At 49.2% G+C, this 22710-nt stretch carries 22 protein-coding genes and 1 riboswitch; of the genes, 15 read left to right on the top strand and 7 right to left on the bottom strand.

The window, feature by feature from the left end:
- Nucleotides 1-300 precede the first annotated feature (300 nt).
- From DSZ37_RS10925 to DSZ37_RS10885, 9 genes are all read left to right on the top strand, one after another.
- Entirely contained in the window at nucleotides 301-675 is a 375-nt protein-coding gene (locus tag DSZ37_RS10925) for a GntR family transcriptional regulator (protein WP_109726942.1), read from the top strand.
- A 1-nt stretch (nucleotide 676) separates the two neighbouring features.
- On the top strand, nucleotides 677-1555 hold the full coding sequence (locus DSZ37_RS10920; protein ID WP_109726941.1) for an ABC transporter ATP-binding protein: 879 nt from the start codon (nucleotides 677-679) through the stop codon (nucleotides 1553-1555).
- Entirely contained in the window at nucleotides 1555-2304 is a 750-nt protein-coding gene (locus DSZ37_RS10915) for a hypothetical protein (RefSeq protein WP_109726940.1), read from the top strand. The genes DSZ37_RS10920 and DSZ37_RS10915 overlap by 1 nt, the downstream gene beginning before the upstream one ends.
- Complete coding sequence (locus DSZ37_RS10910) at nucleotides 2304-3011, top strand: ABC-2 transporter permease (protein WP_109726939.1); 708 nt, start codon at nucleotides 2304-2306, stop codon at nucleotides 3009-3011. The genes DSZ37_RS10915 and DSZ37_RS10910 overlap by 1 nt, the downstream gene beginning before the upstream one ends.
- Nucleotides 3001-3873, top strand: a complete 873-nt coding sequence (locus tag DSZ37_RS10905) for a CPBP family intramembrane glutamic endopeptidase (protein ID WP_109726938.1) — start codon at nucleotides 3001-3003, stop codon at nucleotides 3871-3873. The genes DSZ37_RS10910 and DSZ37_RS10905 overlap by 11 nt, the downstream gene beginning before the upstream one ends.
- A gap of 182 nt (nucleotides 3874-4055) precedes the next feature.
- Nucleotides 4056-5471: a family 16 glycosylhydrolase gene (locus DSZ37_RS10900; RefSeq protein ID WP_109726937.1), complete on the top strand. Its 1416-nt coding sequence runs from the start codon at nucleotides 4056-4058 to the stop codon at nucleotides 5469-5471.
- Between the two features lie 170 nt (nucleotides 5472-5641).
- Nucleotides 5642-6349: a hypothetical protein gene (locus DSZ37_RS10895; protein ID WP_109726936.1), complete on the top strand. Its 708-nt coding sequence runs from the start codon at nucleotides 5642-5644 to the stop codon at nucleotides 6347-6349.
- Nucleotides 6342-8465 carry an Mbeg1-like protein gene (locus DSZ37_RS10890; protein WP_109726935.1) on the top strand — a complete coding sequence of 708 codons (2124 nt, stop codon included), beginning with the start codon at nucleotides 6342-6344 and terminating at the stop codon, nucleotides 8463-8465. The genes DSZ37_RS10895 and DSZ37_RS10890 overlap by 8 nt, the downstream gene beginning before the upstream one ends.
- 67 nt (nucleotides 8466-8532) lie before the next feature.
- Complete coding sequence (locus tag DSZ37_RS10885; RefSeq protein ID WP_109726934.1) at nucleotides 8533-8994, top strand: flavodoxin; 462 nt, start codon at nucleotides 8533-8535, stop codon at nucleotides 8992-8994.
- Nucleotides 8995-9049: 55 nt separating this feature from the next.
- Here DSZ37_RS10885 and DSZ37_RS10880 read toward each other — a convergent pair whose 3' ends face one another.
- The 4 genes from DSZ37_RS10880 to DSZ37_RS10865 form a co-directional block, all read right to left on the bottom strand.
- Complete coding sequence (locus DSZ37_RS10880; protein WP_109726933.1) at nucleotides 9050-9922, bottom strand: sensor histidine kinase; 873 nt, start codon at nucleotides 9920-9922, stop codon at nucleotides 9050-9052.
- A gap of 18 nt (nucleotides 9923-9940) precedes the next feature.
- Nucleotides 9941-10651, bottom strand: coding sequence for a hypothetical protein (locus DSZ37_RS10875; protein WP_109726932.1), 711 nt, complete (start codon nucleotides 10649-10651; stop codon nucleotides 9941-9943).
- Entirely contained in the window at nucleotides 10644-11558 is a 915-nt protein-coding gene (locus DSZ37_RS10870) for an ATP-binding cassette domain-containing protein (protein WP_109726931.1), read from the bottom strand. The genes DSZ37_RS10875 and DSZ37_RS10870 overlap by 8 nt, the downstream gene beginning before the upstream one ends.
- Nucleotides 11559-11640: 82 nt before the next feature.
- On the bottom strand, nucleotides 11641-12309 hold the full coding sequence (locus DSZ37_RS10865) for a response regulator transcription factor (protein ID WP_109726930.1): 669 nt from the start codon (nucleotides 12307-12309) through the stop codon (nucleotides 11641-11643).
- Between the two features lie 156 nt (nucleotides 12310-12465).
- Here DSZ37_RS10865 and DSZ37_RS10860 point away from each other — a divergent pair, with 156 nt between their 5' ends.
- Nucleotides 12466-12915 carry a YaiI/YqxD family protein gene (locus tag DSZ37_RS10860; protein ID WP_109726929.1) on the top strand — a complete coding sequence of 150 codons (450 nt, stop codon included), beginning with the start codon at nucleotides 12466-12468 and terminating at the stop codon, nucleotides 12913-12915.
- A 78-nt stretch (nucleotides 12916-12993) separates the two neighbouring features.
- Here the strand turns inward: DSZ37_RS10860 and DSZ37_RS10855 are convergent, their stop codons facing one another.
- The gene (locus DSZ37_RS10855) at nucleotides 12994-14091 is read right to left on the bottom strand and encodes a radical SAM protein (protein WP_109726928.1); all 1098 of its coding nucleotides are present in this window, start codon (nucleotides 14089-14091) and stop codon (nucleotides 12994-12996) included.
- A 73-nt stretch (nucleotides 14092-14164) separates the two neighbouring features.
- On the bottom strand, nucleotides 14165-16237 hold the full coding sequence (locus DSZ37_RS10850; RefSeq protein WP_109726927.1) for a BspA family leucine-rich repeat surface protein: 2073 nt from the start codon (nucleotides 16235-16237) through the stop codon (nucleotides 14165-14167).
- 365 nt (nucleotides 16238-16602) lie between these two features.
- Between DSZ37_RS10850 and DSZ37_RS10845 the strand changes: the two genes are divergently transcribed.
- On the top strand, nucleotides 16603-17616 hold the full coding sequence (locus DSZ37_RS10845) for an SGNH/GDSL hydrolase family protein (protein WP_109726926.1): 1014 nt from the start codon (nucleotides 16603-16605) through the stop codon (nucleotides 17614-17616).
- Between the two features lie 30 nt (nucleotides 17617-17646).
- Nucleotides 17647-18696: a hypothetical protein gene (locus tag DSZ37_RS10840; protein WP_109726925.1), complete on the top strand. Its 1050-nt coding sequence runs from the start codon at nucleotides 17647-17649 to the stop codon at nucleotides 18694-18696.
- Nucleotides 18697-18761: 65 nt separating this feature from the next.
- On the opposite strand, the gene DSZ37_RS10835 is transcribed toward DSZ37_RS10840, so the two are convergent.
- Complete coding sequence (locus DSZ37_RS10835) at nucleotides 18762-19706, bottom strand: flavodoxin family protein (RefSeq protein ID WP_109726924.1); 945 nt, start codon at nucleotides 19704-19706, stop codon at nucleotides 18762-18764.
- A 489-nt stretch (nucleotides 19707-20195) separates the two neighbouring features.
- On the opposite strand from DSZ37_RS10835, the gene DSZ37_RS10830 reads away from it, so the two are divergent.
- From DSZ37_RS10830 to DSZ37_RS10820, 3 genes are all read left to right on the top strand, one after another.
- On the top strand, nucleotides 20196-20768 hold the full coding sequence (locus DSZ37_RS10830; RefSeq protein ID WP_164170408.1) for an RNA polymerase sigma factor: 573 nt from the start codon (nucleotides 20196-20198) through the stop codon (nucleotides 20766-20768).
- The gene (locus DSZ37_RS10825) at nucleotides 20765-22051 is read left to right on the top strand and encodes a hypothetical protein (RefSeq protein ID WP_109726922.1); all 1287 of its coding nucleotides are present in this window, start codon (nucleotides 20765-20767) and stop codon (nucleotides 22049-22051) included. Before DSZ37_RS10830 ends, DSZ37_RS10825 begins: the two co-directional genes overlap by 4 nt.
- A 91-nt stretch (nucleotides 22052-22142) precedes the next feature.
- Nucleotides 22143-22228, top strand: a riboswitch (SAM riboswitch).
- 85 nt (nucleotides 22229-22313) lie between these two features.
- Complete coding sequence (locus DSZ37_RS10820) at nucleotides 22314-22652, top strand: hypothetical protein (protein ID WP_173914833.1); 339 nt, start codon at nucleotides 22314-22316, stop codon at nucleotides 22650-22652.
- Nucleotides 22653-22710 lie beyond the last annotated feature (58 nt).

The raw sequence follows: 22710 nt of genomic DNA, 5'->3' as shown, positions 1-22710 counted from the left end.
GATAATGTCAAGGAGGTATAATACGATTACCTCTGTTCAGAGTTCGGTTTTCGGTCATTTCCTTATACGTTAACGTTTCCATCGGGAGAGATAGCGGCTGTCTATATAATAGAGGGGAGAAGTATGCTCTGAATGCACCATTTTATTTTCAGAAAAAAATTTTTGGATTTTTTTATTTCCCCCCTTGACAAAGTGTAACACTGCTGATATAATTGTATACATAGTAGTTATACAATTTTAGCTTTGCTATACAATCCGGAAGGTATAACAGAGTTCTATAACCACAAGGAGTGTACACATATGAATATCAATATCAGCAATTCATCGGGTGAGCCGATCTATTTACAGATCGCCAACCAGATCAAGACCCTGATACTGGAGGGCAAGCTGGCAGAGGGAGAAGCCCTGCCGTCTATGCGCGTCCTTGCGACGGAGCTCCGTATCAGCTTTATGACAACAAAACGTGCCTATGAGGAGCTTGAACGTGACGGCTTTATCGAGAGCTATACGGGCAGGGGCTCCTTTGTAAAGGCGCAGAATTTAGAGCTTTATCGTGAGGAGCAGATCAAGCGTATAGAGGGTCTGCTCATGGAAGCAGGGGACGCTGCACGAAAGGTAGGAGTCACCATGGATGAGCTTCACGAACTGCTCGATCTCGTTAACGGAGGGGAATAAAATGAAATCATATGAGAATGCAATTGCTATAAAGGGCGTAACAAAGCGCTATGACGGCTTTGTACTGGACAATATCAGCTTTGACGTTCCCAAGGGCTGCATTATGGGATTTATCGGACAGAACGGCGCAGGCAAGACCACCACTATCCGCAGTCTGCTGCATATCACCGATATCGACAGCGGCGAGATAAGCCTGCTTGGTATGGATCATGTTAAGGACGAGGCGGAGCTGAAAAAGCGCATCGCGGTAGTATTCGATGAGCTGCCCTTCCATGATATGTTCAATGTAAAGGATATGGCGAAGATATTCCGCGGACTCTATCCCGATTGGAACGACGATACATATATGAAGTATATCGATCGTTTCCAGCTTCCCAAGAAAAAGAAGATAGGACAGTTTTCAAAGGGCATGAAGATGAAGCTTCAGATCGCCTGTGCCCTGTCCCACAATGCCGAGCTTCTGGTAATGGACGAGGCTACTACGGGACTGGACCCCGTTGTCCGCGACGAGATACTCCACATCTTCATGGAGTATCTGGGAAACGGCGAGCGCTCTATCCTTATGTCCTCGCACATCACCTCTGACCTTGAGAAGATAGCCGATATGGTAACATTCATCGACAAGGGCAGGATACTGCTGACGGGCTATAAGGACGAGATACTCGAAAGCCACGGTATTCTCAGATGTGCAAAGGACTACATTCAGAATGTTGACCCCGAGGACATTGTAAGCATTCGCACAAACAATTTCGGTGCCGAGATAATGGTAAATGACCGTGAAAACGCAAAGATGAAGTACAGGGATACAGTGATCGATCCTGCAAGCCTTGACGATATCATGCTCTACTATGTACACAGAGACGCAAAGGAGTGGTCGTAATGAAAATGTACAGATCCCTTGTTTACAGAGAATGGAGACTCTCACGCGGACACTATATATTGATGACCATACTTTTCCTGCTGACGGAGACTGTGTTTATTCTCCCTGTTCTTGTGGAAAAGCAGTCGCTTCTTGAAATGACTGCTGAGGAGCTCAGGGAAACAAAGGTATCCATCGCAGTCGTAGCGCTGTTCCTTGCAGCTATAGGCGGATTTATCGCAGGAATGAACAACAGGGTGCATAAGGCTGATATAGCCAGCGGCTGGAAAAGGTATTCCTACGCACTGCCTCCCACGGCAAAGCAGAGAGCTGCCTCAGACCTTATGATGAAGCTTATCATGATAGCTTTTTTTGCAGCCTTTATCCTCTGCTATGCCGCAGCTGCAAAGGCGATCGTCGGCGGAAAAATAATAGGAAGCACTATAAGCGCATACCTCATCATATCTTCCATTGCTTTGGTTTTCGATACTATTTACTGCGGTATACTGCTTATGGCAAACAGTAAGAATGATCTGAAAAAATTCGGCATTATTGCCTCAGCCGCAGGTGTGGCGCTGTTCTTCATTCTCACACATTTCCCCATCAAGATCGGCTCCGGAAAAAAGATCAGCATTGCAGACAGGCTGTTTAACATCATAGACACCATGAACAAGGGTTACTTTATACTGATAAGCGCTGCTGTGTTTGTTCTTATCTGCGCATTGTATTACATCGTAATGTGGAGATCATACGAGAGGAGAGAGGCATAATGACAGGCTTCGTCTATAAGGAGCTGAAGCAGAACCTGAGATACATACTCCTTACCGTTGTCAGCGGCTTTGTTGCACTGATAGTCCTGATAATGTTCAGGGACAGCTATAATGCGCATGACTATAATATCCTGCTTATGCTCGGACTGATAGGCGGACTCCTGCTGGCAGGAGGTATGGAGATGGCTGTCCTCAACGGCGATGACCGCAAGCTCTGGGCGTACTTCGTTTCCTCAACATCGGACGGCTACAAAGGCTTTCTCCGTGTGAAATACGAGATGATATTCGTAATGTCACTGCTGTTCCTGACAAGCTTTTCGCTGTGTGAGCAGCTTATTACAGCCATTGCTGCGGATAAGGGAATGATGGTGGAGAGCTCTGCTTCTGCAATTGCAGTACCTCTGGTATTCATCCAGTTCCTTCTCAGATCGGTGGATATACCGCTTTTCTATCGCTTCGGTGCAAAAAAGGGCAATACCATAAAGCTTATTTCCGTACTGGCGATAATTGTAGTTGTATTGACAGTTCTGCTGATAAACATTGACAATTTTGAAGATGTGTACAATAGTGTATGCAAGGCATTCACAGAGTACACAAGATCGCCCCTGCTTCCTGCGGGAGCTGTTGCTGCTCTGGCTGCATACTATGCTTCCTACCGCATATCGTGCAGGGTCTATCTGAAAGGAGCGGAGACGTATGACAAATAAAAAAGAAAACCTCAGGCGTCTTGGGCTTTATCTCCTCATCGCCTTTGCACTGAGCCTTCTGCTCATAGTTTTCAGAAAGCCCATGGAGACTTCCGCAAGGGTAAGCTTCATAATCACTCAGCTGTTCTCTTTCTCTCCTGCTATAGCCTGTCTTATCACAAGGGCAGTCACAAAGGAGGGCTTCGGGGATATGAAGCTGCACTTTAATTTTCACGGCAATTTCAGATGGTACCTGCTGGCATTTGCGGTGCCGCTGTTATGCTTTTCCGCATCTGAGCTGCTTCCCGTCATCATCGGCGGTCACGGCAGCCGACTCAGCGCATTTACGGCGGATAACGTGCTGTCGGTCATATTCATACTCATGGGACAGTCCGCTGTGGTGTCGGCAGGACTTCTGGGCGAGGAGCTTGGCTGGCGCGGATATATGAACCGGAAACTGGAGCCGCTGGTGGGAACATTAGGCACTTGTCTGATAGGCGGTATTATATGGGGACTTTGGCATTTCCCAATTGACATTTCAAACTATCTCGGAGGTTACGGCTCGTTTTCATTCTCAATGAAGTTGGCTTTTGGCAGACTTGTGCTGCTGACCTGCTTCGGAGTGTTCCTGATGTGGCTTACAAAAAAGACCGACAGCGTATTCCCTGCGGTGGTAGCGCATTTCATGTTCAATGCAAGCCAGAACGCCATTATGGAGCTGTTCATGCAGAGCGATATACCCGAGGATACTGACCTCGGAAAGCTTGCTGACGTTTTTCAATATATACCTATGGCTGTACTTGCAGTGATATTCATGCTTCTGCTGCTCAGAGCCAAAGCCCATGCAGGAAAGCACTCTGCTCCGCAGGCGATGAAAGCATAGTCCCGATAAGTAATAATACGGAAGCTGCCGTGTCATAATGAACGCGGCAGCTTTTCTGTGCCTTGAAAATGTGTTATGTCATAAGCTTACTATAAATCTCCTGATTTTGCTATCATTTTTCACTGCGAAAAGTTATAATAATGCCAAGATGCAACTGAACTCGTATTCAGGGAGGAGAAAATATGAAAAGTATCAAGGCATTATCTTTTATTGCAGCAATGGCGCTTACTGCAGCCGTTACAGGCTGCGGCAGCTCAAAGGAAAGCTCGGTAAGTGAGACCGCTCCCGAGACTGCCGTTGCAGAGTCAGCGACAGCTGCTCAGGAGGAGGATGTTCCCAAAATCGAGGGCTATGACCTTCTCTGGAACGACGAATTCAGCGGAAGCGAGCTTGACCAGACCAAGTGGAACTACGAGCCCCATGAGCCGGGCTGGACAAATGAGGAGCTTCAGGAGTACACCACCTCAACGGACAATGTTTTTGTCCGTGACGGGAATCTTGTCATAAAGGCTATAAAGACCGAGAACAACGGCAGAGCGCACTATACTTCGGGTAAGGTCACTGGAAAGAACAAGACCGACTTCACCTACGGAAAGGTAGTCGCCAGAGCAAAGGTCCCCGAGGGACAGGGGTTGTGGCCTGCTATCTGGATGATGCCCAAGGACGAGGGCTACTACGGACAGTGGCCCAAGTGCGGCGAGATAGACATAATGGAGGTGCTGGGCAACGATGTCAGCACCGCCTACGGAACTCTCCACTACGGCGAGCCCCACGGCGAACAGCAGGGTACATGGGGACTTACGGGACAGACCTATGCCGACAGCTTCCACGAGTTTTCGGTAGAGTGGGAGCCCGGTGAGATACGCTGGTACATCGACGGCAACCTTTACCACACGGTCAATGACTGGTTCACAGCAGTTCAGGGCGAGGACGACAAGCCCTATCCTGCACCCTTCGACCAGCCATTTTTCGTGCAGATGAACCTTGCAGTAGGCGGCGTATGGCCCGGTGACCCCGACGAGACCACGGACTTTGACAAGGCGGAGTTCGAGATAGACTATGTGAGAGTTTATCAGAAGCCCGAGTATGATACCAACGTGACAAAGCCCGAAAAGCATTACCGCGAGGCGCTTGAGGACGGAAATTTCATCTTCAACGGCGACTTCTCCGAGGCGGAGGACCTGACCGACGATGTAAACTGGAAGTTCCTGCTCTTTAACGGCGGCGAGGGCAGTGCCGAGATAAGGGACAACATGATAGTTATAAGCTCCGAGGCAGAGGGCACAGAGGACTATTCCGTTCAGCTGGTACAGCCCGAGCTCCCCATGATAAAGGGAAAGAAGTACAGAGCTACATTCGATGCCTATGCAGATGAGGAGCGTGATATCGTGGTATGCGTGTCAGCTCCCACAGCAGGCTGGATACGCTACCTGCAGGACACAAAGCTCACTGTAACACCCGAAAAACAGACATTTACATATGACTTCGAGATGAAGGACAAGGACGACCCAAACGGCAGACTTGAATTCAATCTCGGACACAGAGGTTCCACAGCAACTGTGTATATCTCTAATGTCAGAGTCGAAGAAATATCTTGACCCCTCTTTGATTTAGCCGACGAAAGTCGGCTTTTTCCTTTATACCGCAAAACTGCTTTTTATCCTTGACAAAACCGCAATAATATGGCAAAATAGGGGTATGGTATTTTTCGGCAGCACAGGGTTTCTGCGCGCAGGCGCAGACCCGCTGCGATAAACAGGAGATAGAGATGAAAAAGATAAAACAGTGCGCTTCTGCAATAACAGTGCTTCTGACTGCGGCTGCAATGCTGTGGAGCTGTGCGGTTGCTTCCGAAAGAGACAGCAGGCAGGAGCTGATAAAGGGGCTCGAAAAGAAGTACGGCGAGTCCTTCACTCTTATCGAGGATGCAGGAGGCGGAAATCTTTCCGCAGACCACTGCGCGGTATATGTGCGTGCGGAGAGCCTGCCCGATGAGAGGATATATGCGGTCCACGGCGTTTTTGACGGAAAGACCGGGGACAGGGACAACTTCATGGCGTATTGTCTCAGAGATGAGGCTGCCGCATATCTGACGGATATTGCAGATGATGTTTACGGTGAATGCAGGACGTTTTACGTTCCCGACGATACGGGAGTGCTGCCTGCGGATATCGGAAAGGATTCCGCGGTCGGCGATATGCTCAGGGGAGGAAAGTTCTACTGGTATCTGCTTCTTCCCGAGGGGCAGGACCTGAGCAAAAAGGATGAACAGCTTGATGAGCTTATGGATAAACTGGCAGATGAGAAAATAGGCTGCTATTTCTATATCGCCTATCTTGACGACAATGACAGCTACAAGAACGCGGCTTCCGCAAAGGATGTGGACAGGAGCCATATCCTTGCCGACTGCACCGTGGGAATGGACGACAACTTCAATATAACCGAAAGAAAGTGGGAGGTCAACGGCAATGGCTGATTTCTTTGAAAAACACGGCATAAAAGACGAGGCAAGAATGTCGATAATACTCAATACATTCATGTACATAAGCAAGTGCATAAAGAGCGAAAAGACTCTTACCCTCAGCAGCATAGCTCAGCAGATAAGTCTCAGCGGACTTGAGGAGTATCAGCAGGCGGCACTGTCAATGGTGCGCAGCAGCCTTGAACACAGGAGCAACAACAGCTTCGGAGAGTATGAGCTCATAAGCTATTCCGAGAATATGGACGGGAAGTACAGAGGTGCTTATGCGGCTTCATTCCGCAGTCCCGACCGATCTGTGATATATGTGGTGTACCGCGGCACAGGCAACGGCAGATGGTACGACAACGGCGACGCACTTGCAAATGTGGCTTCGGAGTATCAGAAGATAGCTCTGCGGTATTTCGACGATATGATGGACGAGCTTTCTCCCTCCGAGGACGTAAGGGTGATACTGACAGGTCATTCCAAGGGCGGAAATCTTGCCCAGTATGTCATGCTGACCTCGAAGCATAAAAACAGCATAAGCCGATGCATATCCTTTGACGGACAGGGCTTTTCTCCCGAATTTCTCGGCAGCATAAACTACCCCGACAGCACCTCGGAGGAGCTTTGCGGCAGGATGTACTCCATCTGCGGCGACAACGACTACGTCAATGTGCTCGGTAAAAAGATAATCCCCGACACCAACACCATCTACATAAAGACCGCCACCGACCTTACGGATATGAGCGGCGCTCATTCCATAGTTCCCGACCGCAGCAGCGACATTGAAAAGGGACTTATCCGCTATATTTTCAACTTCAACACCAATGACTTCAACGAGCAGACTACCCGGCAGCGTGAGCTTGCGGTCTGTGCAAGGGAGATAAACGCCAATATCATGGACCTTCCTCAGAAGGAGAGGGAGGATATATGCAGGACCCTTATGACCCTTTCCGAGCAGTTCCTCGGCGGAAGCAATTCTCCCCGCGGACTCAACGGCGAAATGGCAACTCTTGATGAGGGAGTGGGCTTTATCACTAACCTCTACGAGATAATCGTTCCGCTGGTATCCCATGTGGGCAGCGAGGCAGGAGAGGACATCATATTCAAGGTGCTGGTGGTGCCCAACTGCAAGAATGCGGACAGCTCCATGGCAAAAGCACCTATCAGCGATAAGATATCTCTTATCATGTCAGAGCCCGATATCATGAAGTTCTACTATATCGGCGCCGCACTTGCCATAGAGGGACTATGCGACAATGCGGAGCAGAATGCCTATTCTGTCGGCAGAGCAGTTTCAAGCAGGTACTCCGACGAGCTGGGACTTATAATCAAAGCACAGCTCATGGCAGCCGATATGATAATCTCCTACATCAAAAAGGCAGGCTTCCTTGCAGGGATAGCTGTCATGGTGATAAAGTCAGTGCTGAAGAAGTATCTTTCCCTTCAGGAGAGCGCAGGTATCATAAATACCGCGAAAAAGACCGAGGCAAAAAAGGCTTCCGGCGGCAAACGCAGCAGAAAGGGCACTCAGAAAGCCGACCATATCATGGGTGACGACGCAGCTGAGGTCATAGAGGGCTTCGGCGGAGACGACAGTATACACGGCTGGGGCGGCGATGACGATATCTATGGCGGCGACGGAGACGACAGGCTCTACGGCAAGGGCGGCAGAGACAATATCTACGGCGAGAGCGGCAGCGATCACTTGGTCGGCGGCGAGGACGATGACTACCTGAACGGCGGTTCGGGGGACGACGATCTTCACGGCGACGATGGCAATGATGTGCTCTTCGGCGGCATCGGCAATGATATACTTGAGGGCGGCACAGGAGATGATACTCTCAACGGCGGAGCAGGCGATGACAGATACATCTTCGCACGCGGCTTCGGCAGGGACATTATCAGCGACCCCGAGGGCAGAGAGGTCATCGAGCTCAGAGGTATCTCGGCTGAGGACCTGCTTCTTGCCTCCGACGGCAGCGGCGGTCTCATTATCAGCGTGAGAGGTACAGATGACAGCATAAATATAGAGGGCTTCCGCTGCGATAGGTTCACCCTTGAGATAAACGGCGGCAGCTACGGAATAGTTGAAAATGACGGAGCATACTTCCTGATAAAGCAGTGATACTTGATTTATCAGGTAAGATGTGTTATACTTATATAACAATATTATTTATGAGGAGGAAACCATCATGAGCAAAAAATTAGTAGCATACTTTTCAGCAGGCGGAAATACCGCAGCACTGGCAAAGAAGCTTGCAGCGGCAGCAGGGGCAGACCTTTTCGAGATAGAGCCTGCGGTGCGCTATACTGCACAGGACCTTGACTGGATGAACAAGCAATCCAGAAGCAGCGTGGAGATGAGCGACCACAGCTCCCGTCCAGCAATTGCAGGCACAAAGAGCGATCTTGCGGAATACGATACGGTATATGTGGGATTCCCCATATGGTGGTACATAGCTCCCACTATAATCAATACATTCCTTGAGAGCGGCGACTTCTCGGGCAAGAGGATCATCCTTTTTGCCACCTCGGGCGGAAGCGGATTCGGAAAGGCTGCGGACAATCTCCGCGGCAGCGCTGTGGGTGCAGAGATCATTGAGGGAAAGGTAAATCCTTCAGACAGCGACATAAAGGCTCTGGCTGAGATGTAAGACAAAAATAACGGGGAGAAGCAAAAATACTTCTCCCCGTTTTCATGTGCAGGCTTTACAGTATTATCCTTATGGTGAGCCGTTCGTCGCTGTATTCGGCAGTTATGCTGCCGCCCATGCGCTGTATGAGGGAACGTGCAATGGACAGCCCCAGCCCCGTGGAATGACGGGCGGCTTCAACGGTATAGAAACGGTCAAAGAGCTGTTCCACTTCAACTGCGGACAGCTCTTTTGCTGTATTTGAAAAAGTTATCTCACCCGATTCTGTCAGAGCGATTTCAAGGTCTCCGTCACTGTATTTTGCCGCGTTGTTCAGCAGGTTTGAAAAGACTCTTGACAGGGCGTCGGAGTCCAGCTTGCGCTCCACACGTTCCTCGGTGATGGATATTTTCGGAGCTATGCCCTTTTCTGAAAGCGTCGGATAGAAGCTGCTGATACTCTCTGCAAGGAGCTGATTTACGAATACGGTCTCGGTTTTCAGCTCAGTTTCATCGGAAACAATGACAGAATAGCGGAAAAGCTCCTCGGTGAGATGCTTCATCATATCGGCGCGTTCCTTCATAATGGACAGGTAACGCGCCTGTTTTTCGGGATCGTCGGTCTTCTGAATCATATCAAGATAGCCGCATATGGCTGTCAGGGGAGTCCGCAGGTCGTGGGAGATATTGGTGACGGCGCTTTTCAGCTCTCTGTTGCCCTGTATGTAGGAAAGCTCCTCGGCGCGCATGGCAGAGAGCTGAGTGCTGAGGCTCTCGGCGAGCCTGCGGATATCCTTGTCACTGCAGGAGACATAGATGAGGTTATTGGTGTCATTTTTAAGTCTGTCAGCAAACTGCGCGGATATCTCCCGTGCCGACTTTTTCAGCAGATATATCTTGACGCAGAGCAGTATTATCACAACTGCGGCGCATAACAGACAGTATATCATCTTTGTCCTCCTGTGTGGTTATTTAAGGTCGGCTTTGCGGAAGTTTACCACTCCCGCTGTTATGAAAAATACGGTGAGTATCAGTGAATATACTATGTGAATGGCGGCGCGCTTGTCGGGCATAGCAAGTGCAGTCATCTGGCTCAGGGGAATGATGTCATTGAATACCCGTATCCACTTTGACTCTCCGAATTCCTGAGCCATAGCAGCGAACATCAGCAGGGGATACATGAGTATTATGGGAAGAACTCCTCCTGCGGCGCTTTTTACGGTCATGGCGAGAAATGTTGTGAGAGCGGATACAGCGACCACCGCAAAGAAGCAAACGGTCATGTTCTTCATGATATCGGAAAATACAGCGCCCTTGGTGCCGATTACGATAAGGTTGGCGGCAGACGATACCGCAAAGAAAATGATCAGCGATATGCAGAAAAACAGAGTTTCCGTTATCTGATTTGCCAGGTAGATGTCGGAGCGCTTATGTCCGACGGTGAGCTTGTTGCGTATGGTGTTCTGGGTGTAGTCGCGGCTGATGAAAAGTCCTCCCACAGCCGAGAAAAACATCATCATTATCAGGGGCATCTCAAACATACTGTACCAGTCAAGGCTGCCGTTGAGCTTGCCGATGAGGACCTCCAGCAGGGCGAGCACCGCCGACATTATGACGCATATCATAGTATCTTTTCTGCGGAGCATGAGCTTCAGGTTTACTTTCAGGAGCTTACTCATTGCTGCCACCTCCTACCAGTGAGATAAAGAAGCCTTCAAGGTTCTCGTCGTGCTCGGAGACAGAGAGTATCTCGCACTTTTCCTCCCACAGGCTGAATGCCAGCTTTGTGATATTGGGTGAGGCGAAGATATCTGCCTGTTCATCGTCGATTATCTTGTACTCCATATCCATGCCGTCGAGGACTCTTGCAAGAGCGGCGGTGTCCGTCACCTTTACCCTTACGCACTTGCGGCACTCGTTTTCCAGTTCCTCTGCGCTCATTTCGCGGACTATCTGTCCGCCGTTGATGAAGCCGTAATGTGTGGCTATCTTTGATAGCTCATCGAGGATGTGGCTGGAGATGAGTATGGTAATATTATTCTCACGGTTGAGCTTGAGAATGAGCTCGCGCATTTCGATTATGCCCTGAGGGTCGAGACCGTTTATGGGCTCATCAAGGACGAGAAAATCGGGCTTTCCGCAGAGCGCTACGGCAATGCCGAGACGCTGACGCATACCCAGTGAGAAATCCCTTGAGAGCTTGCTGCCCGTGTTTTTCAGTCCCACAAGGTCAAGGAGCTCGTCGATGCCGTTATAGTCGGGCATACCCATGATGTCGTACTGCATCTCGAGGTTTTTCCTTGCGGAGAGATAGGGGAGAATTGACGGTGTTTCCACAACGGCGCCCATTCGCCTTCTGGTCTCGGATATCTTAGGGTCACTGTTTTTTACTCCGTAAAGCTCGAAGCTGCCGTCGGTGGGGAACTGTATCCCGCACACCATTCGTATGAGAGTGGTCTTTCCTGCGCCGTTCCTGCCTACAAAGCCGTATATGGAGCCCTTGGGAACGTTCATGGTGAGACCGTTCAGGGCTTTGAAGTCCTTGTAATGCTTGGTGAGCGCATTTGTTCTTAGTACATAGTCCATATAGGAACCTCCTTCTTCCTTTCTGATATGAGTATATCACAGGAAGGTTAAGAAATCGGTTAAGAAAAGAGTTAAGATTCGGTTAAGCTTTATCCGAGAGCATATATCCTATTCCCCAGACTGCCGATATGAAGTCCCTGCCTGCGGCGTCTTTCAGCTTACGGCGGAGGTTGTGGACGTGTATTTTCAGCGAGTCCTCGGTGCAGTCGGGGGTGTCGTCGCTTATCCGTTCAAGAATGGTCAGCTTTGCGACCACCTGTTCACTGTTCTGCATGAGGAGCTTCAGTATGGCGTATTCAGTCCTTGTGAGCTTTATCTCCCTGCCGTCGGCGGTGACGGTGTGGGAGCTGCTGTCCATGGTCATTCCACCGTATGTCAGCAGTTCCTTTTCGGGAGCGGCTTTGACTTTGCGAAGCTGTACGGCAATACGCGCCATAAGCTCCTGCATATCGAAAGGCTTGGTAATGTAGTCTGCCGCGCCGCCGAGGAGAAGCCCCACCTTATGGGAGACATCGGCTTTCGCGCTGACAACTATGACGGGGATGTTCTTTATCTTTGGCAGAAGCTCCTCACCTGACAGCCCGGGGAGCATAAGGTCGAGAAGTATAAGGTCGGGAGCAGTCTGAGAGAGCAGCATTTGTGCCTCTGTTCCCGAGTACGCCTGAGAAACGGCATATCCTTCATCACGGAGAGCTTCCGTTATCATATCGCTGATATGGGGATCATCGTCGATCACCATTATTTTCGGCATTGTATCACCTCGTTTTAAATGTTCACTGATGATATTTTACCACATTCAGCCGCAAAAGTAAATATCTCTATGCTCGGACGCGGGACTGTTTCCGTTGACTTCATCGGCTGATAATGTTATAATAAGCCATAGCAAAGCTTAGGAGGTGCCGAAGAAATGAGGATATTCATTGATGCAGACGGCTGTCCCGTGGTGGATATCACAGTCAGGACGGCGTTAAGATACGGTGCGGAGTGTACCATAATATGTGACACCGCTCACGCTATACAGCGTGAGGGCGCAGAGACCATAGTCGTGGATAAGGGAGCTGACAGTGCCGACTTTCGCCTTGTGAACCTTGTGGGAGCAGGGGATATCGCAGTCACTCAGGACTACGGACTTGCTGCCATGTGTCTCAGCAGACGTGCTATTGTCCTCGATCAGGATGGCAGGCTCTATACCGAGGAGAACATATCGGGACTGCTGGAGTTCAGGGCGGTGTCTGCGAAGATACGCAGGAGCGGCGGACGCACCAAGGGTAAGCCCAAGCGCAGCGCGCAGCAGGACAGGGATTTCGAGGCGGCACTTATAAGATCACTCAGTTCAGACAAGGCACATGAACAATAATAAAACGGCAGCCGCGGCTGCCGTTATCTTTTATGTATAGTGGGATATCTCAAAGCTTTCCTCTATGAAGCTTGTCAGCTATTCAGCCTGCTTGATGAGAGCTTCCACAAGCTCTCTTTTTTCATAGAGCACACAGCCGCCCTTGTGATCGTCAAGGAGCAGGTCACCGCTTCTCAGTGCAGTGAACAGGGGAGACCTCATAGCCTCCCGGAGAGGGGTGTCCTTTATGTTTACATCGGAATAGGGCGAGAAAGGACATGGCTCCGCGCCGCCGTGGGAGTTGATGTGGAAGAATCCTCTGCCTGCGGCAACGCAGCCTCCCGAGCTCTTTTCGTCACCGGGGAAGGCGATGTATACCATCTCGGGGCGCTCATCTCTGAGCCGCTGTATCTCTCTCATGAGGTGTTCGCGCTCCGCATCTGTGGGAGCAAGGCTCCCGGTGTCCTCGCTGACGGGGACGTATTCCACGAAGATGACAGCCTTGCAGCCCCTTTCGGCAAGGTCTCCGAGAAACTTCTCGGAGGTGACCTCCGCATAATTTTTTGTGGTAACGGTGACTGATGCACCGAAAATGAGGCCTCTTTTCCTGAACTCCTCCATGTTAGCCATAAGTCTGTCATAGATACCGCTGCCCCGTCTGCTGTCGGTGAGCTCTCGGCTGCCCTCGATGCTCATAATGGGAACAAGGTTGCGGCATCTGTCAAAGAGTCCGAAGTACTCCTCATCCATGTATGTACCGTTGGTGAAAATGGGGAAGAGTATGTTCTGGCTGCTGCCTGCTGCTTCAATGATGTCGCGGCGGAGCATAGGCTCTCCTCCTGCAAGGAGAATGAAGCTGATGCCCATATCGTCTGCCTCACCGAATATCCTCAGCCATTCTTCGCCCGAGAGCTGCTTTACGGGCTCCGAGTCCACGGTGGCGTGGTTGCAGCGTGAATAGCAGCCTGCACAGTGCAGGTTGCAGCTGCTGGTGATGCTTGCGATAAGAAAGGGTGGGATATGCTCGCCGTTGTCCTCGGCTTTTCGGCGCTTTTTTGAAGCTGCGCGGCTTGCGGCAGCGAATTTCAGCATAAAAGCGCTTTCCCTCGGATTTTTTATGGTCGCCTTTATGGCTTCCTTAACGACTCCCTCAACGCCTTCGATGAGGTAGTTCTGCAGGTCGAAACCTTCATTCATGGGGGATCCTCCGTTTCTTTGCAAAAAGGGCTGCCGATGGTGTACCGACAGCCTGTTGTTCATGTGTGCAGGCTCAGTTGCTGCTGTAATATTCGTCAGCAGCCTTGCTGTACTCGTATAAGCGTGTACACAGAGCCTTCAGGTCATCGTCTGCGCTGCTGTTGCTGAGTACTCGCTGAACATAGGAAAGTGCGCTGAATGTTACTTCCTTGCCGTTTATGATGAGAGTGTTCTCGGAACTGAGCTTGTCAGCGCTGATAGCAGGTATCTCAAAGAACTTTCCGTACTGACTTGTGCTTGGTGAGATGATAAGCTGTCCGCACTTTGCTGTTTCGGCTTCATCGGGATAGTATATCCTTACAGCTGTCTTTGAGTTGAGAACGAGGGATATACTGCACTTGCCTGTTTCGTCCTTCATTTTCTTGCTGTTTATGAAGCTCATATCCTCGTCAGTGAGGGCTGCGGCTGTGATGGGAGCAGCTCCCTCGGCGAAGTAGGCGTTTGCAGCCTCGCAGTAATTGCTGAGAGAGTCAACGAGGGCATCAAGCTTTTCACTGCTCTGGTACTGAGCATAGCTGTCGATATATTCCTGAACGCTGCATTCAGCCTGTACGAAGCTGAGTATCTTCTCGTCATCGTTGACCAGTATGAGCTGTCTGCCGTCGGCATCGAAGGTCTTCATGGTGACAGCATCGCCTGCCTGCGTAGCATTTACGGGATATTTCAGCTTACATACTCCGTTTTCGTCGGTATATGCTGCAAGGTCAGCTTTGCTTAGGGTAATGTCGCCGTCTGGACCGCTGAGAACTGCCTTTGACAGTGACTCACAGGGAGTGAAGCTGATATTCACGCCGATATCCCCCTCAAGGGTAAGGCTCATGCCTTTTACAGTGCTTATCTTGTCCTTGAGTCCCTTGCAGTTGAGGAAAACGCTTTCGGTGCTTGTCACAGAAGATGTGTCGAAGCCGGTGAGGTCGAGGTATTCCAAAGCTCCGCAACCGTTGAACATATCCTCCATGTCCTCGACCTTTGAGGTATCGAAGGAGGAGAGGTCTATCTTTTCCAGCTTTTCGCAGTTGGAGAACATGAAATACATATCTGTTACGTCAGATGTGTCGAAATTTCTCAGGTCCAGCTCGGTAACAGCCTTGCAGGCAGAGAAAAGTAACGCCATATTCCGCACCTTTGATGTGTCAAAATTGCTGACATCGATAGTTTTCAGAGCATAGCAGCAGTTGAACATACTGCTCATGTCAGTGACCGAGGAGGTGTCAAAACCGCTGACGTCGATGTTTCTGAGAGCGCGGCAGCATTCAAACATCCTGCTCATATTCGTAACATTGGAGGTCTTGAATCCGCTTACGTCTATTTTCCATGTTGCCTCGCAGCTGTAGAACATACCGCTCATGTTGGTGACCTTTGATGTGTCGAAGCTGCTGAGCTTGAAGCTGTCCATAAGCAGACAGTTTCCGAACATAAAGCTCATATCGGTAACATTTGAGGTGTCGAAATTTCCTGTGGGCACAGAATAGAGCTTCTGGCAGCCGAAGAACATACGGGACATATCCGTTACCTTTGATGTGTCGAAGCTGCCGGTTTTCAGAGAAGTGAGCTTCATGCAGTTATAGAACATCCAGCTCATGTCTGTGACCTTAGAGGTGTCGAATTTGCTCAGGTCGAGAGTTGTAAGGCGATAGCAGTCGCCAAACATATGGTTCATACTGGTGACATTCGAGGTGTCAAAGCCGCTGAGGTCGAAGTTGCCGAGAGAGGTACAGCCGTCGAACATATAGCTCATATCCGTAACAGCCGAAGTATCGGCATTCCTCAGGTCAATCTCAGCCATTCTGAAGGAGTAGAAAAGCTTTGAGCAGTCCGCAGGGAGTATCGTGCCCTCCTCGGCGATGACCTTTTTGACCTTTGTATTTTGCTTGTAAGCGGTAACATCTTCCTTGACAACATTTCCGCTGAGAGTGAGGGTACCTGTTTCAGCGTCAAACGATACCGTTGAGGTACTGTCCGCAGCGGATGCGGTCACAGCGTTGTCCGAAAGGGCAGAGCTGCCGTATGCGGAAACTGCTGCGCCCCCTATGACAGCAACAGCCATTACAGCAGCAATGGTCCTTCTGAAAAGTCGATTTTCCATATATACATCTCCTTAAATAAAATAAAGGCAGACAGCTCCGTGAGAGCTGTGCCGAAAGAACAAAGCTTTACATTTAATTATAACATATTTCACAGAAATAATCAATACTAAGTTAAAAGAAACGTAGGGAACGCTGTCCTCGGCGTTCCGTACACTCATGTTGTTTTCGCTCCGCGCATCTTGCTTTATAAAAAAATATATGATATAATGAACGTAAAACGTTCATTATAATTTATCTAAAAGCCCTTGCAGATACGCAAATCAGAGATTTGCTCCCTGCAAATCGGGCAATTATATCATAATGCTTCGCTTTTATGATATAATGAGTAAAAAAACCGATAATTATATCGGGGAGAGGAGCCCTTATGCTCAGAAGGATAACAGCTGTCGCAGGTGCTCTCGTCATGGCAGTGGGTCTGTGCTCATGTACGATGACTGAGATACCCGAGAGAGAGGTAGTACATAATACGGAGGTCCCACCGAAAATGCTGTTCCTCGGAGACTCTATCGCAGCAGGTTACGGTCTGGAGGGCTACACCCTCACGGACAATTATAACTGTCCCGACTCCTATGCGAATATATTGAAGGAGCGCTATAATGCGGAGCTTCCTGACGACTGCGGTCATGTCATGGTCAACAAGGCTGTGTCAGGCTACACCTCTGGTGATCTTATAGAGCAGATACAGAGCGGAGCCCTTGACAGCGACCTCAGCGACAGCGATGCGGTGATAGTCTCCATAGGCGGCAATGACCTGCTTGATATAATGCTGGGGCTTCTCAACTCCCTCGGCATAGACGATACAGGTTCCTTTGATACGGCTCAGTTCGACATTTTCAGCGCGGCTTCTATGTTTATGAGCATGGACGGCGATGTTGACAAGGCTCTGGAGCAGTTTGACGACAATATCAAGGTCATTTCCGATGAGCTTTTGGAGAGAACTGAGGGAACGGTCTACATTCAGACACTTTACGATCCTCTGGAATATTTCAGTAAATTCAGTATGGTGACGGACTTCTCAGCCAAGAAGATAGGCAGGCTGAATACCATGATAAAGGACAATTCTCCGCGAGGCTACAAGGTCATTGATGTGGCAGCTGATTTCAAAGGCAAAGCCGCAGAGCTGACCAGAATTGCCGATTATGATATTCATCCCAACGAGGCAGGACATAAGGTCATCGCCGAGGATGTGGACGCGGCTCTCCGCGCAACGGGCTTCTCTTATACCACCATTGAGCAGGGGGAGAAGCAGCTGACCGCTGACGGCAAAAAGGCAATAGCAGCAGGCTGCGGCGGAGGAGCAGCGGCAGTTATTGCTGCTGTGACAGTGACAGTGCTTATGATCAGAAAACGCCGCAGGAAGAGCACTTCTGCGGAGTGAGTATACTGATATCTTGAATGGAGGCGGATTATGAAAACATCATTACTTGCACATTTATTCCCGTTTTTTAAAGGCTCGCAGGAAGATGTTGCAACCGCATCGTTGAATTACATCATATCATCTTTTTCAGATATTAGCAGAGCGTTTACAAAGCAACTTGGAGATGTACTTGGAATTGAAATAAATGAGACGTTGCAATATCATTGTCAAGTTGTCGGAGAGAATTATGAGCGTCCTGATATGGCTGGAACAGATACCAAAGGCAATGAAGTGGTACTTTGTGAGTCGAAGTTTTATGCTGCTCTTACAGCTAATCAACCAAATGAGTATCTGAGAAGACTTATAAAAAACAATGGTATTGGTTTGGTTTTTATTTGTCCTGAGGTGCGCCAAAAGGGATTATGGTGTGAAGTAGTGGAAATGGCAGGCAAAGAGTTTGAATTGAAAAAAGTTGACGATAATTGCGTGGAAACGAAAGATGGCGTCCGCATGGGGATAACCACATGGAAGGCGGTACTGGATTATCTGGAACAGGTAGCAATAACCAACGCCCCTGCTGTTGTGTCGGATATAAAGCAGCTTCAGGGCTATTGTGCCCAACTTGACAGCGAAGCCTTTATACCGTTTGCTGAGGAGGAGCTTGGAATAGATGTTGCAATAAAATTTGAGCGACATTATAGGCTGCTTGACGAACTTGTAAATGCTTTGAAAGTGGAATTGGGAGATGATGTCTCATTAAAAGGATTAAGAGCAACCCCAATTTGGTCTGGTTACAGAAGATACCTAAGCTATAATTCTCATGGCGTCACACTGGAATATGATACGAAAAAATGGAGAAATCCTGAGAGCAAGGTTACTCCGTATTGGCTTAGAATTGATAGGTCAATTGACGGACGATGGGTGTTTGATGAATGTTGCGAGAAGGTAATGAAAAAAATAGCTCCAGAGCTTAAAGACGGTACATATATTGCGCTTATCCCTAAAAGCTATGTTGCGTTGAATGAAATAGTCGAGGATATGAAGAAGCAGGTACTTGAATACTTCAGAATATTCAAAGAAACAGAAGAACAGGACATGTAAGACAGAAAAGCCGCAGTATTTCTTAATGAAATACTGCGGCTTTGTTTTTATGATGGATATACCGTTCAGATACCCTTGAAGGTGATCTTCTTGTACTTTTCAACTCGCTGTGCAACGGTGGCACGGGCTTCGGGATCCATGAAAAATCCACCCTGAACATCTGCGATCTCATCGCAGTGGACACCGCGTCCCTCCTCGGTGGTGCGGTCGCGCTCAAGACCGTTCTCGGCGATAACGAACTTCCACTTGCCGTCATCGGTCTTAACGAGGTCTCCGCCTGCGCCGCAGACTGCACATTCGATGGGGTACTTCAGACCGCCCCACTGCTCCTCGCCGAGGCAGAGACAGTTGCTGTGGCAGTTGGGACACCAGCCTGCGTCGGGGGCTCCCAGCCATTTGCGCTCAGCAGCAGGAGTGTTCAGCGCCTTCATGACGTTCTGACCTATCTCCCTTGCACGGGCAAGCTTTTCCTCATACAGCAGCACCTGTGCCGGGGCAGGTACCTGAGTAGCCATATACATATCGACCACCTTAAAGCTGTTGGTGACTGTGGTTATCTGCATACATTCGAGAGCCAGTGACTGCCATGAACGGGTGGAGCCGCCCACAGCGATAAGTGCGCCCACACGGTCACGGGGCTCGATAGCGCCTATCTTGGTGAGAAATGCCGACTCATAGGCGAGGTTCCTGTGCATGAACTTCAGGAACAGTGACGAGGGCATGAGAGCATATGTGGGAGCGGAGAATATGACCGCGTCCTGATTGAGCATGACCTCCATGATCCTGTGTTTGTCGTCCTTGTCCTTCAGAGAGCAGCCTGTGTTCTTGCCCATGGACATACCCATGGTGCAGGCTGTGCAGCCCGTGCAGTCAAGGAGCTCATAGTCCTTGAGGTTTATCATCGTTATCTCTGCGCCCATTTCCTGACAGACGAGGAGAGCCTCTTTCAGAAGAATTTCGCAGTTGCTGTCTTTTCTGCCTGCGGTAACGCCCATTACTTTGAATCCCATAGTAAAAACTCCTTTTCGTGATATAGTGGTGAGAGGTGAGTCCGTTCTGATGCGCCTTTTGTCCTGAATAGCTGCCGAGGGGACAGCCTTGTCTGTTAATTAAATTATACGCCGTTCTGCCGTAAAAATCAACCTTTGGTGCATTATTAAAAGTCACAATAATCAGCTTGTAAATTTGTAAGTATTGGCAGTTGAAAAACTGCGTGAAATGTGATAAAATTTACTGTTATAAAATGGTATCGGCTATGGCAGCTTTTATGATATCCGCACCACCTGCAAGCTGCACTGCGTTCATCGAAACCATAGGCTCATAATAGTTTTTCCGCAGACAAAATGATACTTTTTCTGCATTTTTTGTGACACTGCATCTTCTTGTTCCGATTGTTTTATTGAAAGCTGAAATAAAGCTTTCGGCTCAGCCGACCGCGCATAAATCAGAGAGGGAAAAAGCCGCGGTCGGGTATGAGCAGCACGAAAGGAGGAAATCGTATGACGGGCGGCGAATATCTCGCTCTTCTGGAAAGATCACCAAAACTGGCGCATGAAAAACTGTTCGGCGAGTACTATAACTATGTACGGACCATTGCATTCAACCGCCTGAGAAGTACGGGTACTACCGAGGATATCGAGGAGTGCATCAGTGATATCTTTGCACAGATATTCTTCACCTTCGGCGAGAAGTACTCAAACGGTGATATGAAGGGCTTTGTCGGCACTGTTGCCAAGAGGATGAGCATAGACTACTACAGAAAGCTTGTGAGAAAGGCAGGAAAGACATTCTCCATGGACGAGGACGGAGTTCCCGAGATAAGCGCGGAGCTTGACCTTGTAAAAGAAAGCGAGAATTCAGAGATCAGACATATATTGATGGACAGTATCAGGGAGCTCGGAGAACCGGACTCCACTATACTTATACAGAAATATTATTATAATAAAAGATCGCATCAGATAGGGACGCTTCTGTCTATGAACCCGTCAACTGTCCGTATGCGATGCAAGCGTGCGGCTGAAAAGCTGCGCAGAGTACTTGAGAATAGAGGCATAAAGGAGGGGATGATATGAAAGACATAGACCTCAGAATACTTGAAAATGCCGAGGATGACATCGTGGAGGAGCTTGTCCCCTTTTCACCCAACGAGGATCAGGTGATGAAAAGGGTGCTTGCTATGAGCGAGAAGAAATACAAAGACCTTATCAGACATCAGGATAAAGAGAAAGAACAGGATAACAGAAAAGGAACGATAAAAAGCAGCGAGACCGTTGTAGAGGGCGTAGAGGTGTACCACAGACCTGCATGGTACAAACCTCTGTGTGCGGCAGCCGCTTTCATCCTTATAGCAGGCGGACTTGGCACCGGCTTTGCATTCAGCAGAAAAGCCAGACTCTCAGGAGTATCACAGCCCGATCCTACCACCACCGCTGAGACAACAGAGCTGACGACAGAAGCTCCTGCCAAGCCGGAGGATATCCTTCCCAAAGAGGAGGAGATGAAGGGCGTTTTCGAGGAGCTCTTTCCCGTTTTCAGTGAATTCTCCGGTCTTTGTACGGAGGATTATTTCAGCAGGGACTGGGAAAGCATCAACTTTGATCTCCGGAGTAATGACGGAGAATTGTATGAAACACCTTTCTATAAGGTCGAAGACGAGAGGTTCAGCACCTATGACGAAATGGTGGAGTATTACAGCCGCTATTTTTTCGAGCCCGTTGAACTCCTGCCCTACGCAGGCGATGTAAGCGATCATCAGGCAGGCGATGTTTTGGATGACTGCAATTTTCTTGAATACAATGGAGCACTTTACGTCAGGGGCACTCTGAAAAGAGCGGAAACGCAGGAAGAATGGAACCATGATATCCTTTCCGACAGAGCTTTCTTCGTAAAGCCCGACAGCTTTATGTGGGAGCGTGTTGTAAAGAATGAAGAAAATGATGTGACATTTGCATATGCACTGACGATGGAATTCAAGAAGTCAGATGACGGAGTATGGAAGATACTCTCATACAATATAATGGGAACTCAATATGAAGAAGGCAAGGATTATACTGCAAGTGAGTATCCCCTGCTTGAGGGCGGTCCCAGCTTCCGTGCAGATGATGATATCGACTTTGATTCTGTTATGGCAAGTGTACAGACATATCTTGAGGGGTATAATGAAAACTTTTACGCTTACAATGCTCATTGGGACATGATGACGGAGCTCCCCGACAGCTATTACCATGTGACCGATGACTTCAGGAACAACAACAGATGGATCAGGTTCGTCCTTGAGCCATACTCCGACGACGACACAGACACAAGAGTGCTTTACGTTGACGGATACGGCGTGGTATTCGGCGAGGAATACTGATAACAGCGAGGCTGTCCGAAGTTTTTTGCGGGCAGCTTCACTTTTTTTCGGAAAAGCCTTGATTTATTCTGTCCGAAGTGTTATAATGTAAATACCATAAAGAGTGCGTGAGGGACAAGCCCTGTGACCGCACAGCAACCTGCGTTATGTAAGGTGCTAAAGCTTGAACGATGGGGTAAAAAGGCTTACAGAGCGGCTCCGTCGTGACGATGGAGCCGCTTTTTCGCACTCTTGTGGAATATTTTTCAAGGAGTGCATATTTATGAGAAGCATCAGAGAACTGCTGGAAAACGAGGAAACGGTATGGGTGTATTTTGACAGTGAGGAGCTCTGTGAGGAGTTCTTCCGCAGCGAGGAGGGGCTGTATTTCGGGGAGCTTCCCCGTGACAGGTGGAAGACGGGAAATGTCATAGCTGTCCATCGTGACGGCAGCATGGGGCACCTCCCTCTGTTCATATGGCTAATGTCATTCGGAGCAGGCAGGGAGCGCTGCCCCGTGAAGGTAGATTACAGGCGGTTTATCGGCGGCGAGGAGGACTATTTATGCCGCAGCTCCCATTTTTCCTGCCGTATGACATTCGGGCGCACAGCAGGCGCATGAGCGGCTTTCAACGCAAGATACGACCGAGCCGCCGCAAAAAATGACTTGAAAAATTCGT

The sequence above is a fragment of the Ruminococcus flavefaciens genome (genome assembly GCF_900116855.1).
In the GTDB taxonomy this organism is placed as follows: Bacteria; Bacillota; Clostridia; order Oscillospirales; family Ruminococcaceae; genus Ruminococcus; species Ruminococcus flavefaciens_R.
The sequence above is the reverse complement of the archived record's forward strand: the minus strand, read 5'-3'. Positions and strand labels throughout refer to the sequence as shown.

Bases quoted from the DNA above. Each gene is read 5' to 3' on its own strand.
- DSZ37_RS10925 (WP_109726942.1), top strand. From the start codon at position 301: ATGAATATCAATATCAGCAATTCATCGGGTGAGCCGATCTATTTACAG.
- DSZ37_RS10920 (WP_109726941.1), top strand. From the start codon at position 677: ATGAAATCATATGAGAATGCAATTGCTATAAAGGGCGTAACAAAGCGC.
- DSZ37_RS10915 (WP_109726940.1), top strand. From the start codon at position 1,555: ATGAAAATGTACAGATCCCTTGTTTACAGAGAATGGAGACTCTCACGC.
- DSZ37_RS10910 (WP_109726939.1), top strand. From the start codon at position 2,304: ATGACAGGCTTCGTCTATAAGGAGCTGAAGCAGAACCTGAGATACATA.
- DSZ37_RS10905 (WP_109726938.1), top strand. From the start codon at position 3,001: ATGACAAATAAAAAAGAAAACCTCAGGCGTCTTGGGCTTTATCTCCTC.
- DSZ37_RS10900 (WP_109726937.1), top strand. From the start codon at position 4,056: ATGAAAAGTATCAAGGCATTATCTTTTATTGCAGCAATGGCGCTTACT.
- DSZ37_RS10895 (WP_109726936.1), top strand. From the start codon at position 5,642: ATGAAAAAGATAAAACAGTGCGCTTCTGCAATAACAGTGCTTCTGACT.
- DSZ37_RS10890 (WP_109726935.1), top strand. From the start codon at position 6,342: ATGGCTGATTTCTTTGAAAAACACGGCATAAAAGACGAGGCAAGAATG.
- DSZ37_RS10885 (WP_109726934.1), top strand. From the start codon at position 8,533: ATGAGCAAAAAATTAGTAGCATACTTTTCAGCAGGCGGAAATACCGCA.
- DSZ37_RS10880 (WP_109726933.1), bottom strand. From the start codon at position 9,922: ATGATATACTGTCTGTTATGCGCCGCAGTTGTGATAATACTGCTCTGC.
- DSZ37_RS10875 (WP_109726932.1), bottom strand. From the start codon at position 10,651: ATGAGTAAGCTCCTGAAAGTAAACCTGAAGCTCATGCTCCGCAGAAAA.
- DSZ37_RS10870 (WP_109726931.1), bottom strand. From the start codon at position 11,558: ATGGACTATGTACTAAGAACAAATGCGCTCACCAAGCATTACAAGGAC.
- DSZ37_RS10865 (WP_109726930.1), bottom strand. From the start codon at position 12,309: ATGCCGAAAATAATGGTGATCGACGATGATCCCCATATCAGCGATATG.
- DSZ37_RS10860 (WP_109726929.1), top strand. From the start codon at position 12,466: ATGAGGATATTCATTGATGCAGACGGCTGTCCCGTGGTGGATATCACA.
- DSZ37_RS10855 (WP_109726928.1), bottom strand. From the start codon at position 14,091: ATGAATGAAGGTTTCGACCTGCAGAACTACCTCATCGAAGGCGTTGAG.
- DSZ37_RS10850 (WP_109726927.1), bottom strand. From the start codon at position 16,237: ATGGAAAATCGACTTTTCAGAAGGACCATTGCTGCTGTAATGGCTGTT.
- DSZ37_RS10845 (WP_109726926.1), top strand. From the start codon at position 16,603: ATGCTCAGAAGGATAACAGCTGTCGCAGGTGCTCTCGTCATGGCAGTG.
- DSZ37_RS10840 (WP_109726925.1), top strand. From the start codon at position 17,647: ATGAAAACATCATTACTTGCACATTTATTCCCGTTTTTTAAAGGCTCG.
- DSZ37_RS10835 (WP_109726924.1), bottom strand. From the start codon at position 19,706: ATGGGATTCAAAGTAATGGGCGTTACCGCAGGCAGAAAAGACAGCAAC.
- DSZ37_RS10830 (WP_164170408.1), top strand. From the start codon at position 20,196: ATGACGGGCGGCGAATATCTCGCTCTTCTGGAAAGATCACCAAAACTG.
- DSZ37_RS10825 (WP_109726922.1), top strand. From the start codon at position 20,765: ATGAAAGACATAGACCTCAGAATACTTGAAAATGCCGAGGATGACATC.
- DSZ37_RS10820 (WP_173914833.1), top strand. From the start codon at position 22,314: ATGAGAAGCATCAGAGAACTGCTGGAAAACGAGGAAACGGTATGGGTG.